Raw genomic sequence first — 19,663 nt, 5'->3', positions numbered from 1 at the left:
GTGGTCATGCCGGCTCTTTGGGGTCCAGCATGAGCTCCAGGCGCCTGATTTGATCTCGCAGCGAAAGGCGGCGTTTTTTCAGACGGCGCAATGTCAGCTCGTCCAACGGGGCGTGCTCGGCGGCACGGTCGATGAGGCTGTCGAGATCGGCATGTTCCATGCGCAGTTCGATCAGGCGCCGCTGGGGAGAGTGCAGATTGTCTTGCATGAACAGAAAAAGCAACGAACCTGATCACATCCGCCCGAACGTGGGGATCTCCTGAAGAGAACAACCCGAGGCGGCGTGCACTTTCACGATTATAGTTTTCAGATGTTCGACACCACACCATTTCGACTGGTTGCAGCCACCGGCATTCACCGGGGCGATCGGCTTTACCAGCAAGATCAGGTGGTGGTGCTCACCCACGGCCGTTTCAATGGGTGCCTGATGGCGGTCGTTGCCGATGGCATGGGGGGCAAAAGCGGTGGTCGCAAGGCGGCCGATCAGGTCATCCTGACGGCGCGTCAGGTGTTCGAGCGCTACGTGCCCACCCAGGACCCGACCGATCACACACTGGATCAACTGGTCAATGAGAGCCACCTCATGATCCGGCTGACGGCGATGGCGTTCGAAGAAGAGCCTCACAGCACCATCGGCGCGTTCATCGTCAACCCGGATCGCTCGGCCTACGTGGTGCACGTGGGCGACACCCGGGTGTATCACTTCAACGGCCCGGACCTGGCCCATCGCACCATCGACCATTCTTTTGTGCAGAAGCTGGTAGAAGAGGGCCAGATCACCGAAGAAGAGGCCAATGTCCACCCGCAGTCCAACCTGCTGACGGCCTGCCTGGGGGCTCAGACAGAGCCCCCCTGCCCCATCCACCGCATTGGGCATCTGGAGGTGGGCGACACCTTGCTGGTGTGCTCGGACGGGCTGTGGCACTACTTCACGCCCAAAGAACTGGGGGCCATCGTGCACACCTTGCCGCCACGTGAAGCGGCAGAAATGCTGGTCACCAAAGCCCGGCACCGCGCCCGTGGGGGTGGTGACAACCTGTCACTGGCCCTGGTGCGTGTCGAGGCCCTGGCCTGAGGTTTCAGGTCAGCGAGGTGTCCACCACGCGGCGCTCTTCGCTGAGGTATTCCTTCGATTGCATCTCGTTGAGGCGCGACACCGTGCGCGGAAACTCATGTGACATGGGCCCTTCGGTGTAGAGCGCCTCGGGCGGCACCTCGGCCGACACCACCAGCTTGCAGCGGCGGTCGTACATCACATCCACCAGCCAGGTGAAGCGTCGCGCTTCTGATGCCAGGCGCACCGGCATGTGGGGCACGTTGCTCAGCATCACCGTGTGAAAGCGCGACGCCAGCTCCAGATAGTCGTTCTGTGAGCGCGGACCGCCACACAAGGTTTGAAAGTCAAACCACACCACACCACCCGCACGACGGCGGGCCTGCAACACCCGGTGCTCGATGTTCAGGGCCGGCTCTTCATCGGCCGATTCGGCCAGTTGGTCGAAGATGGCGCCCATCTCGGCATCGGTCTGATCATTCAGCGGGGTCAGGTACAGGCGGGCCAGCTCCAGCGTGCGGCGGCGGTAGTCGGTGCCACTGTCCACATTGATCACCTCCAGCTGGCTCTTCAACAGCTCGATGGCCGGCAGGATGCGGTCGCGGTGCAGTCCGTTGGGGTACAGCCCGTCGGGGTGGAAGTTCGACGTGGTGACGATGCTCATGCGGTTGCGAAACATCGCGTCCAGCAGCTTGTAGAGGATCATGGCGTCCGTCACGTCGGCCACGTGAAACTCGTCAAAGCAGATCAGGCGGTGCTTGCGCGACATGCGCTTGGCCAGCACTTCCAGCGGGTCTTGCTGGCCTTTCAGTTCGTGCAACTGACGGTGCACCTCGCGCATGAACTCGTGAAAGTGCAAGCGGGTTTTGCGCTCCAGCGGGACGGCGTTGTAGAAGCAGTCCATGATGAAGCTCTTGCCCCGCCCCACCCCACCGTACATGTACACGCCCTTGGGCAGGTCGGGATAGCGCAGCATCTTGGTCAAGGCGTTGCTGCGCTTGGCCTTGTAGTTGGCCCACTCGTCCTGGCAGCGTTGCAGGGCTGCGATGCCCTTGCGCTGGGCATCATCGGCCTTGTAGCCCCGCTCGGCCAGGCTCTGCTCATAGAGTTGGGTGACGGATTGCGTGTAGGCGGGCATGATGACGCGGGTTTGAAGAGGTGATCCGGGCGCATCAAGCAAAAGGGGCAGCTCAGCCGCCCCTTGCTCGATCACACCTGTGCTCAGGTGCGGTGATTATCGCGTGGTCTGCACCATTCAGAAGTTCAGCGTCCGCTTGTCCACAGCCAGTGCGGCCTCTTTGGTCGACTCGCTCAGACTGGGGTGGGCGTGGCAGATGCGCGCGATGTCTTCGGCGCTGGCCTTGAACGCCATGGCCACGCAGGCCTCGGCGATCAGCTCGCTGGCAAAGGGGCCGATGATGTGCACGCCCAGAATCTCGTCCGTCTTCTCGTCGGCGATGAACTTGACGAAGCCGGTGGTGTCACCCAGCGCACGGGCACGCCCGTTGGCAATGAAGGGGAAGGAACCGGCCTTGTAGGGCCGGCCCTCCGCTTTCAGCGCCTGTTCGGTTTTGCCGACCCAGGCGATCTCCGGGCTGGTGTAAATCACCCAGGGGATGAGATTGAAATCGACGTGTCCGTGTTGACCAGCGATGCGCTCGGCCACGGCCACGCCTTCTTCTTCAGCCTTGTGGGCCAGCATGGGGCCACGCACCACATCACCCACCGCCCACACATTGGGCAGGTTGGTCTTGCAGTCGTCGTCCACCACGATGGCGCCGCGTTCGTCCAGCTTCAGGCCCACGCTCTCGGCGCTCAGGCCCTGCGTGTTGGGCACCCGGCCAATCGACACGATCAGCTTGTCCACGTCCAGCGACTGGGCGGCGCCAGCCGCGTCGGTGTAGGCCACGCTCACGCCCGTGGCCTTGCCCCGCTTCGTGACCTTGATGTCGCCAATCTTCACGCCCAACTGCAGCTTCAGGCCTTGCTTGGTGAACAGCTTCTGGGCCTCCTTGGCCACCTGCTCGTCCACAGCGGCCAGGAAGGTGGGCATGGCTTCCAGCACGGTCACCTCGGCGCCCAGGCGGCGCCACACCGAGCCCATTTCCAGCCCGATCACGCCCGAGCCGATCACGCCCAGCTTCTTGGGCGTCTCGGTCAGGGCAAGGGCTCCCTCGTTGGAGAGGATGAACTTCTCATCGAACTCGGCACCCGCCAGCTGGCGTGCGCTCGAGCCCGTGGCCACCACCACGTGCTTGGCCACGAGCGTGTCAGGCTTGTCGCCCGTCACGGCGATCTCGTAAGCACCCTCAGCGGCCTTGGCAAACGAACCACGCCCGTGGAAGAAGGTCACCTTGTTCTTCTTGAACAGGTACAGGATGCCGTCGTTGTTCTGCTTCACGACGGTGTCCTTGCGGGCCACCATCTTGTTCACGTCAATCGACAAGCCTTCCACGGTGATGCCATGGTCCACGAAGTGGTGGGCGGCTTGCTCATAGTGCTCGGACGACTGCAGCAGCGCCTTCGACGGGATGCAGCCGACGTTGGTGCAGGTGCCTCCGGGGGCAGGACCACCCTTTGCGTTCTTCCACTCGTCGATGCAGGCCACCTTGAAGCCCAACTGGGCTGCGCGAATGGCTGCGATGTAACCGCCGGGACCGGCGCCGATGACGACCACGTCAAATTGTTGGGACATGCTTGCCTGCCTTTGTGAGGTCAAGGTTGTGCCGGGGATGACTCGTCAGGGACGAAAATCCACAGCAGGATGTAAAACAGTAGACCGGCACCCCAAAACAGGAACAGGCCCGCAAAGGCCAGCCGCCAGACCCAGGATTCCAGCGAGGTCTGCTCGGCCAGGCCACCACACACGCCGCCCAGCCAGCGGTCGCTGCGCGATCGGCGCAGCCGGTTCACGGCCAGGTCGGAGCGGTTGGGATCGAGCGGACGCACCGCCCCCTGCTCGATCAACTGCACCTTCAGACGAGCAAACTCGTCATCGCTGAGCACACCGCGTTCACGCAGGGCGGCCAGGCGTTCCAGTTCATCGGCCAGGGACATGGGCAAGGTCTCCGTCAGGGATGCAGGTCCGGAGCGGGCCCTTGTGGGGCCCGCCCGGCCGCAAAACTCGTCAGATATCGAACAGCAGGCGCGCCGGGTCTTCCAGCGCTTCCTTCATGGCCACCAGCCCCAGAACGGCTTCGCGGCCGTCGATGATGCGGTGGTCGTACGACATGGCCAGGTAGTTGATCGGGCGGATCACGATCTGACCGTTTTCCACCACGGCACGGTCCTTGGTGGCGTGCACACCGAGGATCGCCGATTGAGGCGGGTTGATGATGGGGGTGGACAGCATCGAGCCGAACACGCCACCGTTGGAGATCGAGAACGTGCCGCCGGTCATCTCTTCAATGCCCAGCTTGCCGTCACGGGCCTTCACGCCAAACTCGGCGATCTTCTTTTCGATTTCCGAGAAGGTCATTTGATCTGCATTGCGCAGCACGGGCACGACCAGACCACGCGGCGAGCCCACGGCCACACCGATGTCGAAGTAACCGTGGTACACGATGTCGTTGCCATCCACCGAGGCATTGATCACCGGATACTTCTTGAGCGCATGCACCGCAGCCTTGACGAAGAAGCTCATGAAGCCCAGCTTGACACCGTGCTCCTTCTCGAACTTTTCCTGGAACTTCTTGCGCATCTCCATCACGGGCGCCATGTTCACTTCATTGAACGTGGTCAGGATGGCGTTGGTGGCTTGCGACTGCAGCAGGCGCTCGGCCACGCGGGCACGCAGACGGCTCATGGGCACGCGCTGCTCGGGGCGTTCGCCCAGGTTCACACGGGGCATGGGCGCATTGACCGCTGGCAGGCTGCTGGACGGCACCCCCGTGGGGATGCTGGAGCCCGCCGCAGGCGCGGGGGCTGCCGCAGGTTTGGCGCCACTTTGCACAGCGGCCAGCACATCGCCCTTGGTGATGCGGCCATCTTTGCCGGTGCCGGTCACTTGTGCGGCCGTCAGGCCGTTGTCGGCCATGAGCTTGGACGCCGCCGGCATGGCCACATCCGATTTCGCTCCGCCCGTGGCTGCCGCGGGTGCGGCCGCCGGGGCCGCCGCCGGTGCAGGCTCGATGGCCTTCAAGGGCAAGGGGCTCACGGCCTCCTGGCCTTCGGTGTCGATGCGGGCGATGATTTCATCGCTGACCACCGTGTCGCCATCATTCTTGATGATCTGGCACATGACCCCGGCAGAAGGCGCCGGCACTTCGAGCACCACCTTGTCGGTTTCGATCTCGATGATGATTTCATCCACAGCGACAGCCTCGCCGGGACGTTTTTTCCACTGGAGCAAGGTGGCCTCGGCCACGGACTCGGAAAGTTGGGGAACCTTGACGTCGATGATTGCCATGATATGTATCTCCATTCGCGCTCACCAGGCGGGGCGGTTGCCGGTCAGCGGCCCTGTGGACCCGCGCTGACCCAGGCAACACCCGCCGGCGTCGCCTTGTGCCTTACTTGGTGAGAACGAAACCCTTGAGCTTGGCAAACGCCTGATCCAGCAGCGCTTTTTGCTGCTCGATGTGCAAGTGCGCATACCCCACAGCGGGCGAGGCCGAGGCCGGACGACCGGCGTAACCCAGGCGCTGGCCCTCTGCCATGTTCTCGTGGATGTAGTGCTGCACAAAGAACCAGGCCCCCTGGTTTTGCGGCTCATCCTGGCACCACACCAGGTCTGTCGCGTTGGGGTACTTCTTGATCTCGGCGGCAAAGGCCTTGTGCGGGAACGGATAGAGCTGTTCGACGCGCAGGATCACCACATCGTCCGACTTCTTCTCGGTGCGCTTCTTGACCAGGTCGTAATAGACCTTGCCAGAGCAGCAGATGATGCGCTTGACCTTGCTGGCCTGGATGGAGTCGTCGTGTTCGCTGATCACGGTGCGGAACTCACCGCGCGTGAACTCGGACAGCGGCGACGTGGCGTCCTTGTGTCGCAGCAGGGACTTCGGCGTCATGATCACCAGCGGCTTGCGGAACATGCGCACCATCTGACGACGCAGCACATGGAAGATCTGGCTGGCCGTGGTGGGCTGCACGATCTGCATGTTGTTGTCGGCGGCCAACTGCATGAAGCGCTCCAGACGCGCCGAGCTGTGCTCGGGGCCCTGCCCTTCGTAGCCGTGGGGCAGCATCAACGTCAGGCCGTTGGCACGCCCCCACTTCACTTCGCCCGATGCGATGAACTGGTCGATCACCACCTGCGCGCCGTTGACGAAATCACCGAACTGCGCCTCCCAGATCACCAGGCTGTTGGGATCAGAGCCGGCATAACCGTACTCAAAACCCAACACCGCCTCTTCAGAGAGGATGGAGTCGATCACCACGAACGGTGCCTGGTTCTCGGCCACGTGCTGCAAAGGCACGTAAAAGCCCTCGTCGTACTTCTCGCGGTTCTGGTCGTGCAAGACCGCGTGGCGGTGCGTGAACGTGCCGCGACCACAGTCTTCACCAGACAGTCGCACCGGATAGCCCGAGGACACCAGGGACGCGAACGCCATGTGTTCGCCCATGCCCCAGTCGATGTTGACCTCGCCTCGGCCCATGGCCGCACGGTCGTCAATGACCTTTTGCACCAGGGGATGCAGCTTGAAGCTGTCAGGGATGGTGGTGATGCGCTCGGCCAGTCGACGGAACTCGGCCAGTGGCACCGCCGTGTCAGCGGCATCGGTCCACTTCTTGCCCAGGTAGGGTGTCCAGTCAACCGCGTACTTGCTCTTGAAATTGGTCAGCACCGGGTCGACCGTGTGGCGCCCTGCCTCCATGGCCTCGCGGTAGGCCTTCACCAGCGCGTCGGGCGTGTCTGCCGACATGCTGCCGCCGGCCACCAGGCGATCGGCGTACACCTTGCGGGTGCCGGGGTGCTTGGCAATTTTCTTGTACATCAGGGGCTGGGTCATGGCAGGCGTGTCCTGCTCGTTGTGGCCCAGCTTGCGGAAGCAGACGATGTCCACCACCACATCCTTGTTGAACTCCTGGCGGTAGTCCAGCGCCAGTTGCGTGGACAGCACCACGGCCTCCGGATCGTCGCCGTTGACGTGCAGCACAGGCGCCTCGATCATCTTGACCACGTCGGTGCAGTACAAGGTGGAGCGGCTGTCGCGCGGGTCGGAGGTGGTGAACCCGATCTGGTTGTTGATGACGATGTGCACCGTGCCGCCCGTGTAGTAGCCACGGGTCTGGGCCAGTGCCAGCGTTTCCATCACCACGCCCTGGCCTGCAAAGGCGGCGTCGCCGTGCACGACGATGGGGAGCACCTGGTCGCCTTCGGCGTCACCCCGTCGGTCTTGTCGCGCACGAACCGAACCTTCAACCACCGGGTTGACGATTTCGAGGTGCGATGGGTTGAACGACAGCGACAGGTGCACCGGGCCGCCAGGCGTGGACACGTCGGAGGAAAAGCCCTGGTGGTACTTCACGTCACCCGAGGCCAGTTGCTCGGGTGCGGTGTGCTCGAACTCGGAGAAGAGGTCCTTGGGCTGCTTGCCCAGGGTGTTGACCAGCACGTTGAGGCGGCCACGGTGGGCCATGCCGATCACGATTTCCTGCACACCGCGCTCGCCGCCGCGCTGGATCAGCTCGTCCATCGACGCAATGAAGCTCTCACCACCTTCAAGCGAAAAACGCTTCTGCCCCACGTACTTGGTGTGCAGGAAACGCTCAAGGCCTTCCGCAGCGGTCAGACGCTCAAGGATGTGCTTTTTCTTCTCGGCTGAAAAGGTTGGCTTGGAGCGAATGCTTTCCAGGCGCTCTTGCCACCAGCGTTTTTCAGCCGGATCGGTGATGTGCATGTACTCGGCACCGATGCTGCCGCAGTACGTTTCACGCAAGGCCTGCACGATCTCCCGCAGGGTCATGTGCTCGGACTTGGTGAAGTAGGTGTTCGTGGCGCTGAACGTCATGTCCATGTCGGACTCGTTCAGGCCATAAAACGAGGGCTCAAGTTCAGGGATCTTGGGGCGTTCCTGACGCTTGAGCGGGTCAAGGTCTGCCCAGCGGGAGCCAAGGAAACGATAAGCAGCGATCAAGGACTGAACGTGCACTTGCTTGCGCGCCACATCCAGGTCGGCCGAACTGGTCTTGACCTGAAACGCATTGGCTTTGGCGCGTTGCGCAAACGACTCGACGACCGGCGCGTGAGCAACATCTCGGCTCTGCGTGCCATCGGCGGCGGGAACGTTCTGGAGGGCGTCGAAGTAGGCGCGCCAGTTGTCTGGCACCGAGCCCGGATTGTCGAGGTAAGCCTCGTACAACTCTTCAACGTATGGGGCGTTGCCCCCGAACAGGTACGAGTTCGACCTGAACTGCTGCATCATTTCGCTCACCTCACTCCCGGGTCTGCCGGGTTGTTGGCTGGTTGATCAACCTTCCGCGACACGGCTTGACCGGTTAGCGGATTGCGACGTGCCTGGTGACCGAAATCAACAGGTCGGCGGAAAGGGCCGTTACATCAAGGCCGCACTTTAACACCGAAACACCGGCGCAAGGACAGGCTGCGTGAATTTCTCTCTTGGCGCGCCGAACTGGCGCCACCAAGCCCTTGATTGGACGCGCGAAAGATGACACGTTCGCAACAAAAAAGCCGGGCATCGCCCGGCTTTTTGCACCCTTCGCTGAAGGATCAGCCGAAGTTCTTCTCTGCAAATTCCCAGTTCACCAGGCTGCTGAGGAACGTTTCCACGAACTTGGGGCGGGCGTTGCGGTAGTCGATGTAGTAAGCATGCTCCCACACGTCGATGGTCAGCAGCGGGGTGTCGCCGGTGGTCAGCGGGGTGCCGGCCGGGCCCATGTTGACGATGTCGACCGAGCCATCGGCCTTCTTGACCAGGAAGGTCCAGCCCGAGCCGAAGTTGCCCACGGCCGACTTGGTGAAGGCTTCCTTGAAGGCATCGTAGCTGCCGAACTTGGCGTTGATGGCATCGGCCAGCTTGCCAGAGGGTGCGCCACCGCCGTTGGGCTTCATGCAGCTCCAGAAGAAGGTGTGGTTCCACACCTGGGCAGCGTTGTTGTACACGCCACCGCTGGACTTCTTGATGATGTCTTCCAGCGACAGGCTCTCGAACTCGGTGCCGGGAATCAGGTTGTTCAGGTTGGTGACATAGGCCTGATGGTGCTTGCCATAGTGGAACTCGAAGGTTTCCTTGCTGATGTGCGGCGCCAGGGCGTCTTGGGCATACGGCAGTGGGGGAAGCGTGTGTGCCATGTTGGTTTCCTGAAAGTGGTTGGACAAAACAACGAACGGTGCATTGTAGGCACGCACCCGGGCCTTGCACGGGGCGCACTGCAGAGCCCACCCGGGGGCAGGGGCTTCACACAGGCTTGCCTGACTCGACGTTCAGTTGCAACACCCCATCGGCAAGACGGGCCTGCACCGCCTCGCCGGGCTGCACATCGCTCACGGAGGCAATCACGTGGCCCGAGGGCGTGCTCAGCCAGGCATACCCCCGATCAAGCACCCGCTGCGGCGACAGCGCATTGAGCGCGGCCTCCAAGCCGCGCAGCCGGGCGTCGTCATGCCGGCAGCGAGCAGGCACCGCAACGGACAAGCGGTGCTGCCATTGCGCCAGCGTGGCATGGGCATGCGCCTGCCTGGCAGGCCAGTGGCTGCGCAGTGCCGCCTCCAGCGAGGCCAGCCTGGTGCGGTCACGGGCCAGCAGCGCACCGGGCCGCGTCAAACGGGATGCGGCGCGATCAAGTCGCTGAGCGTGGCTGTCCAGCAAGCGTCGGCTGCGGATTTGCAACTGCCAGGCCAGGCCGTCGAGCGCGCTCGACGACTCGGCCGCATCGCGGCACACCAGTTCAGCGGCCACCGATGGCGTCGGCGCGCGCAGATCGGCCGCAAAGTCTGACAAGGTCACATCGGTTTCATGCCCCACCCCACACACCACGGGCAAGGTACAGGCTGCGACGGCGCGCACCACCCGCTCGTCATTGAAGGCCCACAGGTCTTCCATGCTGCCGCCACCGCGACAAAGAATCACCGCATCGATGTGCACGCCGCTGTGGTGCAGCGCCTGCACCTGGTTCAGGGCCGCCACGATCTGGGGCGGGGCCTCAGCGCCCTGCACCATGCAGGGCGCCACACAGACTTCGACGTGAGGAGCGCGGCGCGCCAACACCTTCAGCACGTCCTGCAGGGCCGCCGCCGCGACAGAAGTGACCACCGCCACCCGCTGCGGGTAAGCCGGCAATGCGCGCTTGCGCGCAGGATCAAACAGTCCATCGGCCTCCAGCCGGGCCTTCAGGCGCAAGAACTGCTCGTACCACGCGCCATCGCCCGCCGGCTGCAAGCGTTCGACAACGAGTTGCAACTCGCCACGCGCCTCATACACGGCCACCTGCCCCACGGCCTCCACCAACTGGCCATCACGCGGCACAAACCCGCCCTGCGTGGCCGCCGCATAGGCTCGGCGGAACATGGCGCACCTCAATGTGGCCGCACCCCGGTCATCCTTGAGCGTGAAGTAGGCGTGCCCGCTGGCGGCCCGCGTGAACCCGCTGATCTCGCCACGAACCGCCACACTGGCAAAGCGCACCTGCAGCGCATCAGCGATGGCATGAACCAAACCCGACACGGTCCAGACACGGGGCCGCCCGCCAGTTTCAACCGTCAATTGCACGTGTGCACCTCACACCAACCTCCACGCCCACCACCTGGAACATCCACAATTTGCCACACACCCCCAAGCACCCCACAAAGGCTGTCATGAATACGTCAAATTGTGTTAAGTGTTTGATTTAAAAGAAAAAAATAGTGCTCAAAAATGAAGCAAAGCAAGCAGAAGCCCGACAGAACGGGCGTCTTCGGCCCCCGTCCCAAGCTTGCCCACAAAGTTATCCACAGCTTCGGTGGATACCTTGGCGTCGCAGGTCAAGCCGTGGCCTCAGGGTGACGCCCCGCCGGCGGCACATGCATTCACCCGCATAATCAGCCGCGTTCCTTTCCACTGCGACCCAGGCCTGAGGGGGTACTCTTTTGCTGTCGATCTTACAAGCTGCCGGCTGGCCCATCATTCCGCTGCTGCTGGCGTCCATCGTGGCGCTGGCCCTGATCGTTGAACGTTGGCTGAGCCTGCGCGTGGCCCGAATTGCACCGCCGACGCTGGTCGATGAAGTGATCGGCGTGACCAAAAGCCACTTGCCAACCAACGACACCATCCAGAAGCTGGCCGACAACTCCTTGCTGGGTCGCGTGCTGGCCGAAGGGTTCAAGGTGGCAGCCAACGAGCCGCGGGCACCTGAGGCCCGTTTGCGACAGGCGCTCGAATCGGCCGGGCGTGACGCCGTCCATGCCATGGAGCACTACCTGAACGCCTTGGGCACCATCGCCAGCGCAGCGCCCATGATGGGGCTGCTGGGCACGGTGATCGGCATGATCGAGATCTTCGGCGCGTCGGGCGGGGGCACCGGGGGCGGCACCGACCCCACGCAGCTGGCCCATGGCATCTCCATCGCCCTGTACAACACCGCCTTCGGTCTGATCGTGGCCATTCCGGCGCTGATGTTCTACCGGCACTTCAGGGCCAAGGTGGAGGCCTACACCCTCACCCTGGAGCAGGCTGCCGAGCGCATGGTGCCCCATCTGCTCAAGCTCACCGGCGGTCGTCGCTGAGCACCGCCAGCAGGCACGCAGACAGGAGCAGCCCATGGCCATGAATTTCCGCAAGCGCCCGGCGCTGGAAGAACCCGAGATCAACCTGATCCCGTTCATTGACGTCTTGTTGGTCATCCTGATCTTTCTGGTGCTCAACACCACCTACACCAAGTACACCGAACTGCCCATCAACCTGCCCTCGGCCAACGCCCGGCAGGCGCAAACCAGGCCTCAAGAGGTCGTGGTCACCGTCACCTCTGATGGTCGTTACGTCGTGAACCAGCAGTTCGTCGAGGGGCGCAGCGTTGAGTTGTTGGCCGCCGGATTGCAGCGCGCCGCCGCAGGACGCAACAACCTGGTGGTGGTGATCAATGCCGATGCTGCGGCCTCCCACCAAAGCGTCATCAACGTGATGGACGCCGCCCGACGCGCCGGCTTGTCTCAACTGACCTTTGCCACGCAAGGGCAGGCCGAGGCCCGCACCGCGCCCTGAGACCATCGTGACCGCGCTGGCCCACGTGCTGCAGCAGGCCTGGTTGAAGCGCGGTGCGCTGGCCTGGGCCTTGAGGCCCATCTCCTGGCTGATGCTGACGGTGGTGACTTTGCGCCGCCAGGCCTACCGGCATGGACTGCTCAGCAGGCACCGCTTGCCAGTGCCCGTGTTGGTGGTGGGCAACCGCATTGCGGGCGGTGCAGGCAAGACGCCCGCCACCCTGGCCATCCTGGCTCACCTGAAGGCACATGGCTGGCACCCCGGGGTGCTCAGCCGGGGTTATGGCGCCGCGCAGCGCCCAAGGCCTGAATCACCGCTGCTCGTTCGGGCCGACGGCAAGCCCCCGGACGCCTGCCAGACGGGTGATGAACCCGTGCTCATCTGGCGGCGACAGCGCGTGCCCATGGCCATCGCCAGCGACCGGGTGGCCGGCGGGAGGGCGCTGCTGCAGCAACATCCCGACATCGATATTTTGGTGTGTGACGACGGCCTGCAGCACCTGCGTCTGCAGCGCGACATCGAAGTCATTGTGTTTGACGAGCGAGGGGCTGGCAACGGCTGGCTGCTGCCGGCCGGCCCACTGCGCGAGCCCATCAATCTGCGCCCCCTGCCGGGCTTGGTGGCCGCGCCGGTGGTGCTGTACAACGCCCCCCGTGCCAGCACGGATTTGCCAGGTCACGCCAGCACCAGCGCCTTGGGTCTGCCGGTGGCGCTGTCCAGTTGGCACGACCACAAGCACAGCCACAACCACGACCACAAACACGGTGCCGACCTGGCCCACATCACGCCACCAGTGCCCAGCGCCACACGACCCGATCAGTGCTGGGCCATGGCCGGCGTGGCACACCCGGAGCGATTTTTCAGGGCGTTGCGCCAGCAGGGTTGGGCGTTCACGCCCTTGCCGCTGGCAGACCACGCCAGCCTGCAAGGTCCGCTGGCATGGCCAGCCGCGGTACGAGACCTCCTGATCACCGAAAAAGACGCCGTCAAACTGGACCCCGCACGCTGCGCGCGTGAGCGTCCCAACACACGCATCTGGGTGATCGGCTTAGACTTCCAACCAGTGCCCGACTTCTGGCATGAACTGGATGCCGCCCTCGCCCTCATCAAGGCGCGGCCATCCGCCTGAGCTGCCGATTCACGAAACACATCCCTCTCATGGACACCCGACTCATCCAATTGCTGGTCTGCCCTGTGTGCAAAGGCCCGCTGCAGCGAGAGCTGCAGGCCCCCTTCCTGGTGTGCAAGGCCGACCGACTGGCCTTTCCCATCCGTGACGGTATTCCCGTGATGCTGGAAAGCGAAGCCCTTCCGCTGGACGAGAACGACGCGCCCGTGCTGGCGCCGTCTGCCTGACACCGGAGGAACCATGGGCTCTCGCGGTTTCACTGTGCTCATCCCTGCCCGGCTGGCCTCGTCGCGGCTGCCCGATAAACCACTGGCCGACATCCTGGGTCTGCCCATGGTGGTGCGTGTGGCCCAACGAGCTCGCCTCAGCGATGCGCAGCGCGTGGTGGTGGCCACAGACCATCCGCGCATTGCCGCCGCCTGTGAGGCCCACGATGTGGCCGTGGTCATGACGCGCGCCGACCACCCCACCGGCAGCGACCGCCTGGCCGAAGCCTGTCGCGGCCTGGGGCTCGACGGAGATGACCGGGTGGTGAACGTGCAGGGCGATGAGCCGCTGATCGACCCCGCACTGATCAACGCCTGCGCCCAACTCCTGTTGGATCGCCCCGACTGCGTGATGAGCACGGCGGCCCACGCCATCCATGCCGCGCACGAGTGGCGCAACCCGAACGTGGTGAAGGTGGTGACCGATGCCAAAGACCGGGCGCTGTATTTCTCGCGCGCACCGATCCCCTGGTGGCGCGAAGCGCCGTCAAACGACGTGCTGCCCCCCGATGCGGCCGGCGTGATGCGCCACATCGGCATCTACGGCTACCGCGCAGGCTTTCTCAAGCGTTTTCCCGAGCTGCCCGCCAGCCCGCTGGAGCAGGTTGAATCGCTGGAGCAGTTGCGTGTGCTGTGGCATGGCGAGCGAATTGCCGTGCACCGCAGCGCCCACGCCCCCGGCCCGGGCGTTGACACCCCGGAAGACCTGGAGCGTGTCCGTGCACTGATTCGGGGCATGGACACCACACCCTGAGGTGATACCCCCCTTCCGAATGGGGTTGGCATGGTATTCTCACAAGCTTGTCATGCGGCCGAGTTCGGGGGCACAACTCCCAGGTTCAGGCGCCGCGACTCAAGGAGACCCATGAAACTCATTCTCTTGGGCGCCCCTGGCGCCGGCAAAGGCACTCAGGCCGCTTTTTTGTGCCAGCACTACGGCATTCCCCAGATCTCGACGGGCGACATGCTTCGTGCCGCCGTGAAAGCCGGCACCCCGTTGGGTCTGGAGGCCAAAAAAGTGATGGATGCCGGCCAACTGGTCAGCGACGACATCATCATCGGCCTGGTCAAAGAGCGCATCAGCCAGCCCGATTGTGGCCAAGGCTTTCTGTTTGATGGCTTCCCGCGCACCATCCCGCAGGCCGAAGCCATGAAGGCTGCCGGCGTGAAGATCGACTACGTTCTGGAAATCGATGTGCCGGACTCATCGATCATCGAGCGCATGAGCGGTCGTCGCGTGCATGTGGCCTCAGGCCGCACCTACCACGTCACATTCAACCCGCCCAAGGTGGCCGGCAAGGACGACGTCACGGGCGAGGACCTGATCCAGCGTGACGACGACCACGAAGACACCGTGCGCAAGCGCCTGGACGTGTACCATCAGCAGACGCGTCCGCTGGTGGATTATTACGGTCAGTGGGCCGCCACCGGCGACAACAACGCCCCGCAGTGCCGCAAGATCAGCGGCGTGGGCACCGTCGACGAGATCACCGCCCGCGCACTGGACGCCCTGTCGAAGTAAGCGCCTCTCCGGTTTTCACACAGTGTTCGACGGCCCCGCCGCACCGGCGTCGGGGCCGTTTTTCATGGCAGTCACGTGATCCCACCTTCGTTCATTCAGGACCTGCTGGCCCGCACCGACATCGCAGATCTGGTCGGCCGCTACGTCACGCTGAAAAAGGCCGGGATCAACTTCAAGGGCCTGTGCCCCTTCCACGGCGAAAAAACACCGTCGTTCATCGTCAGCCCCAGCCGCCAAACGTACCACTGCTTCGGCTGCGGCGTACACGGCAATGCCGTCGGTTTTTTGATGGAGTACAGCGGTCTGAGCTTTGTCGAGGCCGTCAAAGACCTGGCCCAGCAGCACGGCATGCAGGTGCCGGACGACCGCAGCCGCCCGGAAGACCGCGAACAACAGCGCCAGCTCAAAGAAAAGCAGCGCACCTTGAACGATGTGCTGGCGCGCGCCGCACAGCACTGGAAACAGCAACTCAAGCAAACGCCCCGGGCGGTCAACTACCTCAAAGGGCGCGGGCTGACGGGCGAGATCGCCGCGCGCTTTGGCCTGGGTTATGCCCCGGACAACTGGCGCGGCCTGGCCAGCGTCTTCCCATCCTACGACGACCCGCTGCTGGAAGAGTCCGGCCTGGTGATCGTGCACGAGGCCGTGCCAGGTGAACACGATGGCAAGCGCTACGACCGGTTCCGCGACCGCATCATGTTCCCCATCCGCAACCCTCAGGGAGAGGTGATCGGATTTGGTGGCCGGGTGCTGGACAAAGGCGAGCCCAAGTACCTGAACTCACCGGAAACACCGGTGTTCATCAAGGGCCGCGAACTGTACGGTCTGTACGAAGGCCGTGCCGCGCTGCGCAACAAGGGCTACGCCATCGTCACCGAAGGCTACATGGACGTCGTGGCCCTGGCGCAGTGGGGTTTTGGCAATGCGGTGGCCACCCTGGGCACCGCCTGCTCGGCAGAGCATGTGCAAAAGCTGTTCAGGTTCACCGACCAGGTGGTGTTCTGTTTTGACGGCGACGCAGCCGGACGCAAGGCGGCCGGTCGCGCGCTCGAAGCCGCCCTGCCTTTCGCCACCGACACCCGGCGCATCAGCTTTCTGTTCCTGCCCGCCGAGCACGACCCAGACAGCTACATCCGCGAACACGGCGCAGAGGATTTCGAGCGCTGCGTGCACAAGGCGGTCCCCTTGTCGAGGCAGGTTCTTGAACACGCCGCCGCCGATTGCGACCTTGACAGCGCCGAAGGCCGCGCGCGCCTGCTGGTGCAGGCCATCCCGATGCTGGCCCAGCTCCCTCAAGGAGCGCTGCAAGGACTCATCGCGGACGAGCTGGCCCAGATGGCCCGCACCGCTGGTGATGAGGTGCGCCGTCGTCTGACGGCCCACACCGCCCAGCACACCACCCAGCACGCCACCCAACACAGCGCGACTCGGCGCGCCGCCGACGCCCCGGGTGCCCCCCGGGGGGCAGATGACGACATGCCCATGTTCGAGCCTGATCAGGGCTGGCCCGGCGGCGACGCCGACTGGGGCGGGTCACAGGCATACGACTCCACCCACCGGCGTTCAGACGGACAAGCGCGCTTTGGCGCGGGCCGCCGAGGCCGCTGGCAAGGCTCACGGTGGGATGCACGCGGCGCGCCACAACCCCGGCGCCCCCTCCCCCGCGCAGCCACGCCACTGGACAGGGTGGTCTGGGCGCTGGTCAGCCGCAGTGCCCTGTGGCTGGAAGTGCCACCAGGCACCCAAGACCTGTTGTGCGACCAACCGCCGCCATACGGCATGTTTTTTCGGTGGCTGGACCGCATCGTGCTGGATCAGGGGCAAGTTGAGCGTGACGAACTGCTGCAACTCATGCGCAGCCCGGAAAGCGGCGCGCCAGACGCTGAAGCGCCATTCGCCGCCATGGCCGACCGCATACTGCAACTTCACGACCTGCCCGACAATCAGGACACCGCCGACAACCTGATCGGCTTGATCCGTCCGCTGGAGCTGGAAGCCCTTCGGGAAGAGCTGAACCTGCTGCTGCAATCAGGGGAATTGTCAGAATTGGCCGAAGCCAGAAAACTCGAATTGCTGCGCCTGACCCAGGCTTTGAAACTTGAAATCAGCCAGCATCGTCCCATTTCAACTTGAGTCCCTGCCGCCTGATCAACCCCCATTTTTGACGCGCCCCGCCTCTTGCGCGATAATGTAAGGTTCGATCAGCCCTAAGAATCTCTTTCGAGGAAGCGCATGACCGCGAAAAAAACCGCGAAATCTGCTGCAAAGACTGCCGCTGTTGAGGCCGACGTGGCCGACGTGACCGACAAGAAGGTCGCTCAAGCCACCAAAACTGCCGCCAAGACCGCAAGCAAGGCCGCCACCAAGACCCGCGCGGCCAAGGCAGCTGAGCCGGTTGACGACGCGAATGCGGTCGCCGATACCAGCGAGCCCAAAAAACGCGGCCGCAAGCCCAAAGCCGCCACGACCGAACCAGCCGCCACGGGCAAGAAGGAACCTCGCAAGGCCGCATCGTTTGATGAAGACGATGTGGGCGAGATCGAGGCCGACTTCGACGCCGAGGTGGAGACCACCGAAGCCGAGGCCGACACCCCCGACGACAGTGGCGAAGACAAGCCCAAGGCCAAGCCGCTGCGCATGAAGGTGTCGCGCGCCAAGGAGCGCGCCTTGATGCGCGAATTCGGCATTGACGACACCGCCCTGTCTGAAGAAGAGGTCAACAAGCGCCGCCAGGAGCTCAAGACCCTCATCAAGATGGGCAAGACGCGCGGCTACCTGACCCACCAGGAAATCAACGACCACTTGCCCGAAAAGCTGGTCGAAGCCGAAATCCTGGAGGCCATCATCTCCATGTTGAACGACATGGGGGTGGCCGTCTACGAACAGGCGCCTGACGCGGCCACCCTGCTGCTGACCAACCAGGTCACCAACACGGCCACGGAAGAAGAAGCCGAAGAAGAGGCCGAAGCCGCCCTGTCCACCGTGGACTCGGAGTTCGGTCGCACCACCGACCCCGTGCGCATGTACATGCGCGAAATGGGCACGGTCGAGCTGCTGACCCGCGAAGGCGAAATCGAAATCGCCAAGCGCATCGAAGGCGGCCTGCAAGCCATGATGCTGGCCATCTCGGCCTCGCCCACCACCATCGCCGAGATCCTGTCGCTGTCCGACAAGATCCGCGCCGGTGAAATGACCATCTCCGAGGTGGTCGATGGCTTCGTGGCCGAAGATGAAGCCGACGACTATGTGGCCGAAGAAGACTTCGACGAATTCGACGAAGAAGACGACGACGACGGCAACGGCGGCTCCAAGGCCCTGACCAAAAAGCTGGAAGAGCTGAAAAACGCCGCGCTGGTGAAGTTCGACAACCTGCGCGTTCAGTTCGACAAGATGGCCAAGGCCTTCGAAAAGGATGGCTACCGCTCGGCGTCCTACAACAAGGCCCAGCAGGCCATCAGCGACGAGCTGATGACCATCCGCTTCACCGTGAAGATCATCGAACGCCTGTGCGACGTGCTGCGCTCGCAGGTGGACGATGTGCGTCGTTGCGAACGCGAGCTGCGCAAGATCGTGGTCGACAAGTGCGGCATGCCGCAAGAGCACTTCATCAAGACCTTCCCGCCCAACGTCCTGAACCTGGAATGGGCGGTCAAGGAGTCGCAGGCCGGCAAGAACTACTCGCCCGTCATGGGCCGTCAGTTGCCCGCCATCCAGGAGCTGCAGCAAAAACTGATCGACCTGCAGGCCAAGGCCGTCGTGCCGATTGAAGATCTGAAAGAGATCAACAAGCGCATGAACGAGGGCGAAAAGGCCAGCCGCGACGCCAAGAAGGAAATGATCGAGGCCAACCTGCGTCTGGTGATCTCGATCGCGAAGAAGTACACCAACCGGGGTCTGCAGTTCCTGGACCTGATCCAGGAAGGCAACATCGGCCTGATGAAGGCGGTGGACAAGTTCGAATACCGTCGTGGCTACAAGTTCTCGACCTACGCGACCTGGTGGATCCGTCAGGCCATCACGCGCTCGATCGCCGACCAGGCCCGCACCATCCGCATCCCGGTTCACATGATCGAGACGATCAACAAGATGAACCGCATCTCGCGTCAGCACTTGCAGGAATTCGGCTTCGAGCCGGACGCCCCCACGCTGGCCGAGAAGATGGAAATGCCCGAGGACAAGATCCGCAAGATCATGAAGATCGCCAAGGAGCCGATCTCGATGGAAACACCCATCGGGGACGACGACGACAGCCACCTGGGCGACTTCATCGAGGACACCAACAACACCGCGCCCATCGAAGCGGCCATGCAGGCTGGCTTGCGTGACGTGGTGAAGGACATCCTCGACAGCCTCACCCCGCGCGAAGCCAAGGTGCTGCGCATGCGCTTCGGCATCGAGATGTCCACCGACCACACGCTGGAAGAAGTGGGCAAGCAGTTCGACGTCACCCGCGAGCGCATCCGCCAGATCGAGGCCAAGGCCATCCGCAAGCTCAAGCACCCCACCCGCTCGGACAAGCTCAGGACCTACCTGGACAACCTCTGATCACCC

The 19,663-nt window shown here is 63.5% G+C and carries 17 protein-coding genes; 9 read left to right on the top strand and 8 right to left on the bottom strand.

Annotated features, from left to right (window positions below):
- Positions 1-4: 4 nt before the first annotated feature.
- Positions 5-208: a YdcH family protein gene (locus tag WNB94_RS00430; RefSeq protein WP_341387622.1), complete on the bottom strand. Its 204-nt coding sequence runs from the start codon at positions 206-208 to the stop codon at positions 5-7.
- A gap of 102 nt (positions 209-310) precedes the next feature.
- Here WNB94_RS00430 and WNB94_RS00425 point away from each other — a divergent pair, with 102 nt between their 5' ends.
- Entirely contained in the window at positions 311-1,075 is a 765-nt protein-coding gene (locus WNB94_RS00425) for a PP2C family protein-serine/threonine phosphatase (RefSeq protein WP_341387620.1), read from the top strand.
- A 4-nt stretch (positions 1,076-1,079) separates the two neighbouring features.
- Here the strand turns inward: WNB94_RS00425 and zapE are convergent, their stop codons facing one another.
- From zapE to xseA, 7 genes are all read right to left on the bottom strand, one after another.
- Entirely contained in the window at positions 1,080-2,192 is a 1,113-nt protein-coding gene (gene zapE / locus WNB94_RS00420) for a cell division protein ZapE (protein ID WP_341387619.1), read from the bottom strand.
- Positions 2,193-2,309: 117 nt separating this feature from the next.
- Positions 2,310-3,749 (bottom strand): dihydrolipoyl dehydrogenase, encoded by a 1,440-nt coding sequence (gene lpdA / locus WNB94_RS00415; protein ID WP_341387617.1) that lies wholly within the window; start codon positions 3,747-3,749, stop codon positions 2,310-2,312.
- Positions 3,750-3,769: 20 nt separating this feature from the next.
- On the bottom strand, positions 3,770-4,111 hold the full coding sequence (locus WNB94_RS00410) for a PspC domain-containing protein (RefSeq protein ID WP_341387616.1): 342 nt from the start codon (positions 4,109-4,111) through the stop codon (positions 3,770-3,772).
- A 70-nt stretch (positions 4,112-4,181) separates the two neighbouring features.
- Entirely contained in the window at positions 4,182-5,462 is a 1,281-nt protein-coding gene (gene odhB / locus WNB94_RS00405; RefSeq protein WP_341387615.1) for a 2-oxoglutarate dehydrogenase complex dihydrolipoyllysine-residue succinyltransferase, read from the bottom strand.
- Positions 5,463-5,565: 103 nt separating this feature from the next.
- Positions 5,566-8,424: a 2-oxoglutarate dehydrogenase E1 component gene (locus WNB94_RS00400; RefSeq protein ID WP_341389887.1), complete on the bottom strand. Its 2,859-nt coding sequence runs from the start codon at positions 8,422-8,424 to the stop codon at positions 5,566-5,568.
- Positions 8,425-8,729: 305 nt separating this feature from the next.
- The gene (gene sodB / locus WNB94_RS00395; protein ID WP_341387614.1) at positions 8,730-9,311 is read right to left on the bottom strand and encodes a superoxide dismutase [Fe]; all 582 of its coding nucleotides are present in this window, start codon (positions 9,309-9,311) and stop codon (positions 8,730-8,732) included.
- A 106-nt stretch (positions 9,312-9,417) separates the two neighbouring features.
- Complete coding sequence (gene xseA / locus WNB94_RS00390; RefSeq protein ID WP_341387612.1) at positions 9,418-10,728, bottom strand: exodeoxyribonuclease VII large subunit; 1,311 nt, start codon at positions 10,726-10,728, stop codon at positions 9,418-9,420.
- A gap of 356 nt (positions 10,729-11,084) precedes the next feature.
- On the opposite strand from xseA, the gene WNB94_RS00385 reads away from it, so the two are divergent.
- From WNB94_RS00385 to rpoD, 8 genes are all read left to right on the top strand, one after another.
- Positions 11,085-11,720, top strand: a complete 636-nt coding sequence (locus WNB94_RS00385; RefSeq protein WP_341387610.1) for a MotA/TolQ/ExbB proton channel family protein — start codon at positions 11,085-11,087, stop codon at positions 11,718-11,720.
- A 40-nt stretch (positions 11,721-11,760) separates the two neighbouring features.
- Positions 11,761-12,195, top strand: coding sequence for an ExbD/TolR family protein (locus tag WNB94_RS00380; protein ID WP_341389886.1), 435 nt, complete (start codon positions 11,761-11,763; stop codon positions 12,193-12,195).
- Positions 12,155-13,324: a tetraacyldisaccharide 4'-kinase gene (lpxK, locus tag WNB94_RS00375; RefSeq protein WP_445819006.1), complete on the top strand. Its 1,170-nt coding sequence runs from the start codon at positions 12,155-12,157 to the stop codon at positions 13,322-13,324. The genes WNB94_RS00380 and lpxK overlap by 41 nt, the downstream gene beginning before the upstream one ends.
- A gap of 29 nt (positions 13,325-13,353) precedes the next feature.
- Entirely contained in the window at positions 13,354-13,551 is a 198-nt protein-coding gene (locus tag WNB94_RS00370; RefSeq protein ID WP_341387607.1) for a Trm112 family protein, read from the top strand.
- A 13-nt stretch (positions 13,552-13,564) separates the two neighbouring features.
- Positions 13,565-14,344, top strand: a complete 780-nt coding sequence (gene kdsB, locus WNB94_RS00365; RefSeq protein WP_341387606.1) for a 3-deoxy-manno-octulosonate cytidylyltransferase — start codon at positions 13,565-13,567, stop codon at positions 14,342-14,344.
- Between the two features lie 111 nt (positions 14,345-14,455).
- On the top strand, positions 14,456-15,112 hold the full coding sequence (gene adk, locus WNB94_RS00360) for an adenylate kinase (protein ID WP_341387605.1): 657 nt from the start codon (positions 14,456-14,458) through the stop codon (positions 15,110-15,112).
- Positions 15,113-15,187: 75 nt separating this feature from the next.
- Entirely contained in the window at positions 15,188-17,245 is a 2,058-nt protein-coding gene (dnaG, locus tag WNB94_RS00355; protein WP_341387603.1) for a DNA primase, read from the top strand.
- 99 nt (positions 17,246-17,344) lie between these two features.
- Complete coding sequence (gene rpoD / locus WNB94_RS00350; protein ID WP_341387601.1) at positions 17,345-19,657, top strand: RNA polymerase sigma factor RpoD; 2,313 nt, start codon at positions 17,345-17,347, stop codon at positions 19,655-19,657.
- Positions 19,658-19,663 lie beyond the last annotated feature (6 nt).

Source organism: Aquabacterium sp. A3 (assembly GCF_038069945.1).
Taxonomy (GTDB): domain Bacteria; phylum Pseudomonadota; class Gammaproteobacteria; order Burkholderiales; family Burkholderiaceae_C; genus Aquabacterium.
Note: the sequence above shows the minus strand (reverse complement) of the source record. Positions and strands in the feature narration are given on the sequence as shown.